The organism is Kitasatospora sp. NPDC096140, from assembly GCF_040303045.1.
Taxonomy (GTDB): Bacteria; Actinomycetota; Actinomycetes; order Streptomycetales; family Streptomycetaceae; genus Kitasatospora.
The window spans coordinates 222,809-234,264 of the sequence record NZ_JBEOUW010000002.1 but is presented as its reverse complement, the minus strand read 5'-3'; the positions used below and the strand labels follow the sequence as shown (position 1 = coordinate 234,264).

The following is an 11,456-nucleotide window of genomic DNA, read 5'->3' as shown; positions in this document are numbered from 1 at the left end:
CTCTGCGGCGGAGCTTCCGGACGGGCCGACTTCCCGCGCACGCCGGGCCCGCGCCGGGCCCGGGCACGGCCTGCCCGACGGTCAGGCCAGCAGGTCGGACTGGAGGGTGACGACCTGGCGGAAGGGCGCGCTGGGGATGCCGCCGGGGTTGGTCATGGTGACGACGGCCAGGATGTCGGCGGCCGAGAGGTAGGCGACGCGGGCGGTGGGGTTGCCCTTGGCGGCGGTCGCGGTGGACTCCAGGGCGGTCAGCTCGACGCCGGGGACGTCGGCCCAGTCGTGGTGGTCGGTGGACTTCGTGTCGGCGGCCGCCTTGGGACGGCCCTTGGAACGCAGCGAGGTGTAGGTGTCCCAGGACTCGCCGGCGGAGCCGAAGCGCAGCAGCCGGATCTGGGTGCGGGTGCCGTCGGAGGCCGTCCACTCCCGGACGGTGGCCGCGCGGCAGGCGTTCTGCAGGAGCAGTTCGCGCAGCTTGGCCGGGTCCTGCTGCTCGGCGAGGATCGCGTCGCAGGGCACCCAGCCCGCGACGGCCGTGGCGGCCGGGGTGGCCGTGGCGGCGGGGGTCGCGGGGGTCGCGGGGGTCGCGGGCTCGGACGCCGACGCCGACGGGGATGCCGGGGCGGTGGGGGTCGCCGCCGGGGCCGGGAAGGTCGGCGCGGTCACCGAGCCGCCGGCCTCCTTGGGAGCCGGCAGCAGCAGGTGGCGCAGGTCCGCGTAGTGGAGGGACTTGCCCTTGCCGTCCGGTGCCGCCTTGCCGGAGGGCAGCGGCGGCAGGGCCGGCGGAGGGAAGGTGTAGCGGCCGTCGCCCGCGGTGGCCAGGCCCGGGATGTCGGTGCGCTCGGGGGCGGTGACGGCCAGGGCGGTGCCGGTGCCGGCGAGGGCGAACACCAGGGCGGCGCAGCCCCAGCGCACCGCGGCCTTGCGGCGGCGGGCCCGGTGGGCACGCTCTTCCGCGACGGCTTCCGGGGTCAGCGCGGGCCGGGTGAACTCGACGGCCCCGATGGCGGTTTCGGCGCCGTACGCGGGCATCGGCGGCGCGGAGGGGACCGGCGGCGCGGGCGTCCCGGACGGCGGGAGCGGATCCGAGGCGGGCTGCGGCGGAGTGGCGTGGTCGGTCATACGGCGGCTCCGGGGCGGGCGAGGCGGTCGAGCTGCAGGGTGAAGAGGGCGACGATCTTGTCCTTGGGCAGCGGTGCCACGCCCTCGGCGTTCATGACGACCAGCAGGTCGCCCTCGGCGGCCGAGCACTCCAGGTAGTCGATCGGCGCGGACGGCGGCGCCGGCATCAGGTAGCAGTGCGCCTCGGGGTGGCCCGGGATGGACGGGCCGATCCGGAACAGGCCGGTGTCCCCGGTGAAGACCGCGGTGTACTCGTTGATCCGCTGCACTTCCTGCTGGTTGAACTGGCGCAGCTTCAGGCCGATCACCAGGTCGTCCCCGTGGGCGAGGTAGGAGCGCACGCCGGTGGCCTTGACGTGCAGCCCCTCCCAGTAGGAGCGCAGCTTGTCGCGCTTCTCCTTGGGGACCTGCTGGAGCTCGGCGTCCAGCTGGGCGGCCAGCTGCTCGCCGTTCAGCTCGGTGTCGTTGCCGTAGACGCCGTCGTCCGGCCCGGGTTCGTAGCCGGCCGGGACGGGCAGCAGCAGGTCGCGCAGCGAGCCGAAGTGGCTGCCGTTGGACTTGGCGCCGTACGGGGTGGCGGTCGCGCTCGGGGTGGGAGCGGTGGACGGCGCGGCGGCGGTGGCCGGGGCCGGGTCGTCGTACTGGGTCTTGATGATGCCGACGCCGATGGCCACGCCGACCAGCGCGGCCGCGACCGTCGCGGCGCCGGCGCGCAGCAGCAGACGGGCGGCGGGGGCCGGCGCAGCGGCGGGGGCCGGCACTTCGGCGGCCGGCGCTTCGTCAGTCGGCGCGGCGGCGGGGCTCGGGGCCTCAGCGGTCGGCGCAGCGGCGGGCGGCCGCCCGGCCGCGGGCGGCTGCTCGGGCTCGGCCGGGTTCGCGGTCACGGTGTCGTCGTTCATGCGAGGCGCTCCCACTGCCGCTTGGCGAGGTCCTTGAGGACGTCGGCGCTCACCTGCTGGGTGCCGAAGACCTCGATCGTCATCTGCAAGGAGCCGCGCTTGGCGACGGCCTCGCCGTAGTAGTACTGGTCGGTGCTCTCGGCCCAGTGGCGGGGTGCGGTCTCCACCTTGTAGCCGCCGTTGGCGCCGTCGGCGAACGGCACCCAGCTGGCGGACTTCGCCTCGTCGGCGTGGTCCGCCGTGTACTGGATCAGCGCGACGCGGTAGCGGACGTCGTCCTTCTTCCAGTCCACCTCGGCCGCGCGCCGGAAGCCGCGCGAGGCGAGGTCCCGGAACGCGAAGGCCGCGTTGCCGCTGTGCTCGGCGATCTCGCCGATCGAGGTCCAGCTGGGCTTGTCCGGGTAGTCGCCCCAGGGGACGCTGCCCTCGGGGGCGGTGATCAGCAGCTTGGTCAGGTCGCCGTCGATGGCCAGCGGCGCGGGCTGCTCGGCGGCGAGGGCGGCCGGGTCGACCGTCCCGGCCGGGTAGGACGGGCGCGCGACCTGCAGCGGCGGCAGCGGCGTGGGCGGGCGCTGGGCCTGCACGGCGTAGCCGACGCCGCCGCCGGCCAGGGTGCCGAGCACCAGGGCGCAGGTCGCCAGCAGCACCGGGCGGGGGCGGCGCGGGGTGCGGGGTGCGCGCGCGGGGCCGGTCTCCAGCAGGTCGCCCGGCCCGGCCATGGACGGATCGTCGGCGAACGGCCCGGCGGCGGGCGGCGCGGCGGCCCACGGGTCGGCGGCGGGCGCGGGCGGGACGGCGGGCGCGGGTGCGGGCGGCGCGGGCGGGACGGGCGGCGCGGCGGGCGCGGCGGGTACCGGCTCCGCGGGTTCGGTGGTCACGGAAGTGGCTCCAGAGGAGGAGGGGAGGGTGGCGTCGGAGGTCGGGCGGCGGCACGCGCGTGGCGCGCGGGGCGCGCGGGGCTCAGCCGCCCGAGGCGAGCCAGTCGCGCTGGCGCTTCATCAGCTCGCTCAGCAGCGCCTTGTCCGGCGTGCCCTTCACGTCGACGTCCACCGTGTACTGGACGTCGCCCTGGCTGGCGATGCCGGTCATCGAGCCGGTGTACGCCTGCTGCTTGGGCTTCTTCAGGTAGCCGCGGGCGTCGGGGACGCCGTCGATGTCGATCGGGTCCTGGGACTTGACCGTGTAGCCCTTGACGAAGTCGGTCGCCATCGCGCTCGAACCGAAGTGCAGCAGGGTGACGGTCACCTCGACCTTGCCGTCGGCCGTCCGGTACATCCGGGTCGCGCCCTCCTTGTAGCCGTAGGAGGCGAGGATGTCCTTGATGCCGTCCTGCTTGCCGAAGATGTCGGCGACGTCCTCGTCGGTCATGGTCATCCCGTCCGCGGGCCCGTACGACTCGCCGCCGGCGGGGATCGGGAGCAGGAAGTAGCGCAGGTCGCCGGCGTGCTTGCCGCCGCTGACCGTGCCCTTGACGGTGCTGACCGGGGCCGGCACCGAGGGGACGGCGGTCGGCACCGGGACGGGCTCGGCGGTGGGCGACGGGCTCGCGGTGGCGCTCGCGCTCGCCGTCGGGGCGGCGGTGACGGCGGGGGCGGCGGCCGGGTGGCTGTCGGGCTTGCCGACGGCGACGGTCACCGCGGCGCTGGCCGCGGTGACGGCGAGCAGGCCGGCGGTGGCCAGCGCGACGCCGACGGCACGCGGCAGCCGGCGCGCGGACGGCTGCGCCTCGGCGGGCGCGTACGGCTGCGGCTCGGCGGGCGCAGTGGCCGGCGCCTCAGCGGGCACGGGCGGCTGGGCCGGTGCCGGAGGTTCGGCGGCGGCGCTCTCGTTCTCGGGCTCGGACAAGGGACTCCCCCAGGGAAAGAATGCGGATTCCCACGCGCGGGGTCCCTCGTGGGAACCGCTCCCCCAGTGGGTTCTCCGGACCGTCCGTCACGCGTGTCAGCAGGAATTATGAGAGTCACCTGACAGCGCTGCCAACACAATCAATCACCGCACTCTCCCCCAATGGCCGACGAACCGGACACGTCGTGATCCAACCGCAACGGGCCGCGGGGCGTGTGACGATGTCGCGGCCGCGTCACCGCTCGGCACGGAAGCCGGCCCGGGGGTGTGGCCGGGTTCCCCGGCGGTAGGAGCATCCTCGGGCGGACCGCACGAGGGGGGGAGGACGCCGCGATGACGGACGGGGAACGCGGACCCGGGCGCGGGTGGACGGCGCTGGCCGCGGCGGCCCTGGCGGTGCCGGCCGTCGCGGGCGCGGCGGCGGTGTGGGCCTGGTCGCAGGACGAACCGGTGGGCGCCGCCCTGCCGTGGGTGTGCGCCGTCGCGTCGGCGGTGGCGGTGGCCGCCTCCGTCCCACTGCGGCACCGGGCGGCGGGCCGGGGCCTCGGGCCGGTCCGCGCGTTCGCGGTGCTGCTCCTACTGGCGCTGTGGGGCGTGGTGTTCGCGACGGCCCAGGCCGTCGACACCGTCCGCACCCGGCTGCACGAGCCGCGCAGCGTGCCGGCCGTGGTGACGCACTGCCGGGTCACCGGCCAGAAGCCGGTGGAGGGCGGCGGCCTGGGCGACCGGACGTACGGCTGCACCTACCGGTGGAGCGCGGACGGGCGGGAGTTCGGCGAGGAGCGCCCGGTCGACGCCCCCTTCCCGGACGGCCACGAGACCCGGGTCCGGCTGGAGGACGACGGGCGGATGGTCACCGGCCGGCCGAGCCTGCTGTCGGTCCCGTTCTGGATCGTCCTGGCCCTGGCCGGCCTGGCCGCCGCGCGCGCCTTCGCCGTCCACCTGGCCGCGTGGGCGAGGGACGCGGACCTGTGGGGCGAACGGCGGGCCGCGGCCCCGATCGCGGACGGGACCCTCCTCGACCCCATGAGCCGCGGCGGGCAGCGGAGTTGACCACCGCGCCGGCCGAACCACCCGAACCATCCGACCGAACCGCCTGAACTGCAGCCCCGGCTCACAGCCACCCCCGGCGGGCCGCCTGGACGCCGGCCTGGAAGCGGGTGGTGGCGCCCAGGTGGGCGAGGAGGGTGGACACCCGGCGCACCACGGTGCGCCGGCCCAGGCCCAGGCGGCGGGCGATGGCGTCGTCGGTGGCGCCGCTCGCCATCAGGGTGAGGATGCGCCGGTCGCGTTCGTCGATGCGCAGGTCGACGCCGGCCACGCTGGCCGGCACCGCCAGGCGCCACAGGGTCTCGAAGACGCCGGCCATGGCGTGCAGCAGGCCGGAGGGGCGGATCAGCAGGGAGACCACGCCGGGGCGGTCGTCGGCGGGCAGGGTGACGATGGCGAGGTCGTCGTCGGCGATGGCGAGCTTGAGCGGCGGCTCGTCCAGGGTGCGGGCCTGCTCCCCCGCCTCCACCATGCGCGCCATGTTGGGCCCGGCCACCGGGTCCTCGAACGCGCAGCCCTGGTAGATGGCGCGGTAGACGACGCCCGCGGCCATCCGGCGGCGCTGCAGCACCTCCTGGTCGGCGTAGTGGGCGCTGTTGCCGGAGTACGGCGGCACGTCGATGACCCGCACCTGGTGACGGGCCACCAGCTGCAGGCGGCGGCTGGCGGCGAGCACCTCGGCGGGGTCCTCGACGACCTCCAGTGCGCCGTAGCTGCCGGTGTCGCGCCGGGCGAAGCGGTAGAGGCGTTCCAGTTCGGCGCCGGCCCGGCGGGCGGTGGCCTGGCGCAGCGCGTCGCGCTGCAGCACCGTCTCGACGACCCGGCCGGGCGGCAGCGCCTCCCAGGCGTGGTCGCGGTCGTCGGCGCTCCCGGCGGTGTCGAAGGCGACCGCGACGCCTTCGTCCGCGAGGTCGCGCAGGACGGCGAGGACGGTGTCCTCGTCCAGGCCGGTGCCGTGCGCCAGGTCGGCGACGCGGGCGCGCGGGCGTCCGACCAGGCAGCGGTAGACGCGGCCGCGTTCGGTGTCCGGTTCCAGGACGTCGTGCACGATCCACCCCCCGGTCGTCGTGTCCTGCCGCCCGGCCGTACCGGGTGGCCGGAGGAGCCTACCGGGCGGGTGGCCCACATGCGCCAGTGGCCCAGGTGCGCCGCCGGGGGATCTGGCGCGGAGGCGGCCCGCGTGGCGAGAGTTGTCGATGTTCAGACATCCCCTGTGAGGCGGACCGTCAGGACGACCTCCGGCACGCCCCGTCAGGACAGCCCGCCACCACCGACCGTCGAAGGCCGAGGACGACCCATGACCCCAGCCCGGCTCCTGCCCGCCCGGCGGCACCGCGCCCGGACGGCCGTCGCCGCCCTGGCCGCCGGCCTGCTGCTGCTCGCCGCGCCCTCGGCAGCCGCCGTGCCGAGTGCTGCCGATCCCGCCGCCCGCTCGCAGGCCGCGGACCCCGCCGGGCCACCGCCGCTGACGGACGGCTTCGGGCTGACCCAGGTCGGCACCGCCACCGGCAGCGCCACCGACTTCGTCATCACCGTCACCACGCCCCAGGTCTCCGGGCAGCACGCCATCCGGATCCTGCTGCCCGCCGACTACGCGCAGCACCCCGAGCGACGCTACCCCGTGCTGTACTTCCTGCACGGCGCCTCGGACGGCCCGAACGACCCGGCGCTGGCCTACCCCGCGCTGACCGCCGCACAGTCCATGATCACGGTCATCCCGGACGGCGGCCTGCGCGGCTGGTACACCGACTGGCTCGACCAGGGCACCGCCGCCGGCGCGCAGAACTGGGAGACCTTTCACCTGAACCAGGTCCTCCCCTTCGTCGACGCCAACCTGCGCACCCGCACCGACCGCGCCCACCGGGCCGTCGGCGGCCTGTCCATGGGCGGCTTCGGCGCCCTGCACTACGCCCAGGACCGCCCCGAGCTGTTCGGCCAGGTCCTCACCATGTCCGGCGCCAACGACCTGTCCACCGACGAGATGATCCTGCGCGGCGCCGTCGTCGCCATGCTGACCAACGCCGGCACCGTGCTGTGCGGCCCCAGCGACGGCCACCCCTGCGGCTTCGACTACGGGCCCACCGTCTCCAGCGACGCGATCTTCGGCACCCCGTACCCGGTGTTCAACGCCGACTGGCGCTGGAACGCCGCCGACCCGGCCTCCCGGCTGGCCCTGCTCGCCCACACCGGCATCGCCGTCTACACCGGCAACGGCAACGGCAACCCCGCCGACATGGAGTTCTGGGCCGAGGGCACCGCCAAGCGCGTCAAGGACCGCCTGGACGCCCTCAAGCTGCCGTACCACTACGTCGACTACGGCGACGGCACCGGCTGGGGCGCCGACTGCCACGGCGGCCACACCGCGGGCTGCTGGGCGCAGGACCTCGTGGACTACGTCCCGCGCCTGGAGGCGGCCTTCGCCGCCGCGCCCTGAGGCCCGGCCCGTCCCTCCCCTTCTCCCCTCACGTCTCCATCCGCGTCTCCATCCGCGTCTCCACGCCCGACGAAAGGACACCCTCCTTGCCCGCCACCACGACCCCCGGCCGTACGGCGCCCTGGCTGCGCCTGCTCGCGGCCTTCCTGGTGACCTGCTGCGCCGCCCTGGGCCTGGCCGCCGCGCCCGCCCACGCCGCCGCGCCGGCCCCCGCGCCCGCCGCGGCCCCGGCCGCCGCGTGTGCCACGCCTCAGCAGTGCCTGACCATCAAGTCGCTCAGCAACGGCCGCCAGCTCGACGTCCAGAACGGCAACACCGGTGACGGCGTCTACGTCGTCACCAACTCCGCGCCCGGCTACCACCAGTCCTGGCGGCTGAACGTCGACACCTCCGACTACACCTTCACCATCGTCAACAACGACACCGGCAAGTGCATCGACCTGGCCTCCTGGTTCGTCCCGGTCCTGCGCCAGCAGACCTGCGGCGGGCAGGCCAGCCAGCGCTGGTTCCTGCAGCCCGCGCCCGGCGGCGGCGACGCGTTCTTCATCCGCCACGCGGGCGACAGCACCTGCCTGGACCTGCTCAGCGGCGCCCAGTACGACGACGCCTGGACCGACCAGTACGCCTGCAACGGCACCGTCAACCAGCAGTGGGCCACCGGCTTCCCGCAGGCCGCCCGCGCCCTGGCCGTCGACCACGCCGCCAAGCAGTGCCAGAAGGACGCCTCCACCTGCTCCTGGGCCGTCCAGAGCGAGGCCCCGGCCGCGCCGCTGCCCCGGGTGTGCTCCTCCGCGGTCTGGTTCAACAACACCAGCGGCACCGTCCAGCAGACCTTCGCCGTGAACGACACCAGCGGCTGGTCGAGCACCATCGGCAGCACGCTGAGCTCCACCATCTCCGGCGGCACCCCGGGCGTGTTCACCGCGGCCGTCACGTCCGCCATCACCTTCACCAACGTCTGGAACGGCTCGCGCAGCGTCAACAACGCCGTCAACGTCACCGTCCCGACGCAGCAGTACGGCTGGGTGACGCTCGCCGAGGTCGCCCGCAAGGTGACCGGCTCCTGGACCTTCGACGCCCACGGCATCCCGTGGACCGCCGACGACACCATCACCATCCCGGTGACCTCCGACCCCAACGCCGGGCCGACCCTCTACGTCGCCAACACCAGCCCGACGTTCACCAGCTGCAGCTGACCCGCACCCGTCCTCCGTCGGCCGCCGCCCGCACTACGGGCGGCGGCCGTCCGCGTCCTCCCCGGGACCGCCGCCCTCCCGGGCCAGGGCCTCGCGCGCGGCCAGGCGTCCGGCCACCCGGAAGGAGTGCTCACGCGAGTCGATCTCGTGCACGACGGTGAAGTGCACCACCACCGCCAGCGCCACGGTCCGTCCCGGCGCCCGCTCGGCCAGTTCCTCGCGCACCCCCTCGGCCAGCGCCGCGTGGAACAGCGCCAGGTAGTGCGGGTCGGAGTCGCCGCGCACCGTGGCGTCCGGCGCCACCTCCAGGCGCACGCCCTCCTCCCACGGCTCGAAGTCCACGGTGACGACGGCCACGTCGCAGGGGCAGCCGGTCTGGCGGACGTAGCGGGCCTGCACCCCGCGGATCGGGTGCGACGGGAAGCTCTGCGGTGCGACGCTCATCGGGGTCCTCGGGTCCTCGGGTCCTCGGGTGTCCTCGGGCTCAGGACCAGGTGATCTCGACGGACTCGACCACCACGTCCTGCACCGGGCGCTCGCCCTCGGTGGGGGCGGCGGCGATCGCGTCCACCACGGCCTTGGACGCCGCGTCGGCGACCTGGCCGAAGATGGTGTGCTTGCGGTTGAGGTGGGTGGGGGTGCCCACCGTGACGAAGAACTGCGAACCGTTGGTGCCCGGGCCGGAGTTGGCCATGGCCAGCAGGTACGGCTTGGTGAAGAACAGCTCCGGGTGGAACTCGTCGGCGAAGGCGTAGCCCGGGCCGCCGGTGCCCGTGCCGGTCGGGTCGCCGCCCTGGATCATGAAGCCCGCGATCACCCGGTGGAAGAGCGTGCCGTCGTAGTACGGGCCGCTGCCCGGCTCGCCGGTGCGCGGGTCGGTGTACTCGCGGGTGCCCTCGGCCAGCTCGGCGAAGTTGCGGACCGTCTTCGGCGCGTGGAACGGGAACAGCTCCAGGCGGATCGGGCCCGCCGTCGTGTGCAGGGTGGCGAAGCGGGCGGTGGCCACGGGTGACTCCTCGGGTGCGGTGGACGCGTGGGGCGATCGGGCGGATCGGCTACGGCATCCTGGCACAGCCTCGGGGTTCGCGACCGAACCGGGTGGAAGGATCCGCACGTGGGACGTATCGGAGGGTACGACGGTCGTACGGAGTGAAGGGCAGGTGGCCGAGATGGTCGGTGCGGTGCTGATCGGGATCCTGGTGGTGGCCATCGCCGGGTGCGGGTGCGTGGTGTGGGCCGACCGGGGCGGACCGGCGTGGACGCGCGTGGTCGCGACCATCACGGTCCGCGCCGGCGAGGTGCTGCCCGTCCTCCTGCGCAGCTGGGGCCGGAAGAACAAGAACAGCGGCGACAGCGGCGACTGAGGCGGGACGGAGGGACGACCCCGGACACCTGACGCGCCGTCTCCTGCCGCCGGGGGCACGGATAGGGTGGGGCCGGTGAGCTTCCATCTCGTCGTCGGACACGGGCCCGCCGGGGCCGCCACCACCCGCCTGCTGGCCGAACAGGGCCACGAGGTCCGGGTCGTCACCCGCTCCGGACGCCCCGCCCAGGCCGCCCCCGGCAGCACGGGCGACGGGGGCGTCCGGCACCTCGCCCTCGACGCGAGCGACCCCGCCGCGCTCGCCCGGGCCGCGCACGGCGCCGTCGCCATCCACGGCTGCGCCGCGCCGCCGCTGCCGCAGTGGGCCGCGCGCTGGCCCGCCCTGTCCGCCTCGCTGTGCGCGGCGGCCGAGGACAGCGGCGCGGTCCTCGTCATGCTCGGCAACCTGTACGGCTACGGACCGCAGCCCGACCCCACCCGCCCCCTGACCGAGGACCTGCCGCTCGCCGCGACCGGCCCCAAGGGCCGGGTGCGGGCGGCCGCCTGGGAGCAGGCACGGGCACTGCACGAGGCCGGGCGGATCCGGGCGGTGGAGGTCCGCGCCTCCGACTTCTTCGGCCCCGGCGTCACCGACGGCGGCCACCTGGCGGCGCGCGCGATGCCGGGCCTGCTCAAGGGCCGCCCCGTCGCCGTCCTCGGCGACCCGGACGCCCCGCACAGCTGGACCTACCTGCCGGACGTGGCACGGGCGCTGGCCGAGGTCGCGGGCGACGAACGGGCCTGGGGCCGGGCCTGGCACGTGCCCACCGCCCCCGCCGCGTCGATCCGCGCGATGGTCGGACACCTGGCCGCCGAGGCCGGCACCGCCCCCGTCGCGGTACGCCGACTGTCCCCCGTCCTGCTGGGCGCGGCCGGCCTGTTCTCCCCCCTGCTGCGCGAACTGCGCGAGACCCGCTACCAGTTCGACCGCCCCTTCGTCATGGACTCCGCCGACTACGAGGCGCACTTCACCGTCCGGGCGACGCCGCTGAAGGAGCAGGTCGAGGCCACGGTCGCGTGGTGGCGCGAACGGCTGGGATCCTGACGGCAGGTCAGTGCTTGAGCGCCTCCGCCCCGCGGTAGCCGACCGGCACGCCCTCGACGAGGATGATGTCGGCGGCCATGTGCCGGGTGCGCAGCGGCAGGATCTCCCGGTAGGCGGGCGAGTCCCACCAGGCACGGGCCCGCTCGAAGTCGGGGAACTCGATGACGATCGTCCCGCCCGTCCCCCAACGCCCCTCCACCGTCTCGTACGTGCCGCCGTGGACGATGAAGCGGCCGTCGAACGGGTCGAGGGTGGCGTCGATGCGCTCCAGGTACTCGACGATGTCGGGGCCGAACTCGACCGAGTGGACCTGGGCGATCGCGTAGGCGGTCATGGCGTGCTCCTGAGGGGTTCGTCGCGGCACCGGGCCGCGTCTGCGTCTGCGTCTGACGTCTCCGACAGTAGGCCGCGGCGGGCGGGGGCCGAATCAGTCACGTATCGGTAGGGGTGACGTACCTGCCGGTCCTGACGCCTCGTGTAGCATCCGCGCAGCTCACAGGCGTGA

The 11,456-nt window shown here is 75.1% G+C and carries 13 protein-coding genes; 5 read left to right on the top strand and 8 right to left on the bottom strand.

Features of this window, described 5'->3' with window-relative positions:
- Positions 1-81 precede the first annotated feature (81 nt).
- The 4 genes from ABT048_RS02795 to ABT048_RS02780 form a co-directional block, all read right to left on the bottom strand.
- Positions 82-1,119 (bottom strand): hypothetical protein, encoded by a 1,038-nt coding sequence (locus ABT048_RS02795; protein WP_350519498.1) that lies wholly within the window; start codon positions 1,117-1,119, stop codon positions 82-84.
- Complete coding sequence (locus ABT048_RS02790; protein WP_350519497.1) at positions 1,116-2,018, bottom strand: hypothetical protein; 903 nt, start codon at positions 2,016-2,018, stop codon at positions 1,116-1,118. Before ABT048_RS02790 ends, ABT048_RS02795 begins: the two co-directional genes overlap by 4 nt.
- Positions 2,015-2,896 (bottom strand): hypothetical protein, encoded by an 882-nt coding sequence (locus ABT048_RS02785; protein WP_350519496.1) that lies wholly within the window; start codon positions 2,894-2,896, stop codon positions 2,015-2,017. Before ABT048_RS02785 ends, ABT048_RS02790 begins: the two co-directional genes overlap by 4 nt.
- A gap of 82 nt (positions 2,897-2,978) precedes the next feature.
- Positions 2,979-3,863, bottom strand: a complete 885-nt coding sequence (locus tag ABT048_RS02780) for a hypothetical protein (RefSeq protein WP_350519495.1) — start codon at positions 3,861-3,863, stop codon at positions 2,979-2,981.
- Between the two features lie 333 nt (positions 3,864-4,196).
- Here ABT048_RS02780 and ABT048_RS02775 point away from each other — a divergent pair, with 333 nt between their 5' ends.
- Positions 4,197-4,916: a hypothetical protein gene (locus tag ABT048_RS02775; protein ID WP_350519494.1), complete on the top strand. Its 720-nt coding sequence runs from the start codon at positions 4,197-4,199 to the stop codon at positions 4,914-4,916.
- Between the two features lie 61 nt (positions 4,917-4,977).
- On the opposite strand, the gene ABT048_RS02770 is transcribed toward ABT048_RS02775, so the two are convergent.
- Positions 4,978-5,961: a helix-turn-helix transcriptional regulator gene (locus ABT048_RS02770; RefSeq protein ID WP_350519493.1), complete on the bottom strand. Its 984-nt coding sequence runs from the start codon at positions 5,959-5,961 to the stop codon at positions 4,978-4,980.
- A gap of 249 nt (positions 5,962-6,210) precedes the next feature.
- On the opposite strand from ABT048_RS02770, the gene ABT048_RS02765 reads away from it, so the two are divergent.
- Both ABT048_RS02765 and ABT048_RS02760 read left to right on the top strand, forming a co-directional pair.
- Positions 6,211-7,347, top strand: a complete 1,137-nt coding sequence (locus ABT048_RS02765) for an alpha/beta hydrolase (RefSeq protein WP_350519492.1) — start codon at positions 6,211-6,213, stop codon at positions 7,345-7,347.
- 86 nt (positions 7,348-7,433) lie between these two features.
- Complete coding sequence (locus ABT048_RS02760; RefSeq protein ID WP_350519491.1) at positions 7,434-8,543, top strand: RICIN domain-containing protein; 1,110 nt, start codon at positions 7,434-7,436, stop codon at positions 8,541-8,543.
- Between the two features lie 33 nt (positions 8,544-8,576).
- Here ABT048_RS02760 and ABT048_RS02755 read toward each other — a convergent pair whose 3' ends face one another.
- Together ABT048_RS02755 and ABT048_RS02750 are read right to left on the bottom strand one after the other, a co-directional pair.
- Positions 8,577-8,987: a hypothetical protein gene (locus tag ABT048_RS02755; protein ID WP_350519490.1), complete on the bottom strand. Its 411-nt coding sequence runs from the start codon at positions 8,985-8,987 to the stop codon at positions 8,577-8,579.
- A gap of 40 nt (positions 8,988-9,027) precedes the next feature.
- Positions 9,028-9,549, bottom strand: coding sequence for a peptidylprolyl isomerase (locus ABT048_RS02750; RefSeq protein WP_350519489.1), 522 nt, complete (start codon positions 9,547-9,549; stop codon positions 9,028-9,030).
- Positions 9,550-9,712: 163 nt separating this feature from the next.
- Here ABT048_RS02750 and ABT048_RS02745 point away from each other — a divergent pair, with 163 nt between their 5' ends.
- Together ABT048_RS02745 and ABT048_RS02740 are read left to right on the top strand one after the other, a co-directional pair.
- Positions 9,713-9,907 (top strand): hypothetical protein, encoded by a 195-nt coding sequence (locus tag ABT048_RS02745; protein ID WP_350519606.1) that lies wholly within the window; start codon positions 9,713-9,715, stop codon positions 9,905-9,907.
- Positions 9,908-9,982: 75 nt separating this feature from the next.
- Positions 9,983-10,951: an NAD-dependent epimerase/dehydratase family protein gene (locus ABT048_RS02740; RefSeq protein ID WP_350519488.1), complete on the top strand. Its 969-nt coding sequence runs from the start codon at positions 9,983-9,985 to the stop codon at positions 10,949-10,951.
- A gap of 7 nt (positions 10,952-10,958) precedes the next feature.
- On the opposite strand, the gene ABT048_RS02735 is transcribed toward ABT048_RS02740, so the two are convergent.
- Complete coding sequence (locus ABT048_RS02735) at positions 10,959-11,285, bottom strand: DUF1330 domain-containing protein (protein WP_350519487.1); 327 nt, start codon at positions 11,283-11,285, stop codon at positions 10,959-10,961.
- Between the last annotated feature and the right edge of the window lie 171 nt (positions 11,286-11,456).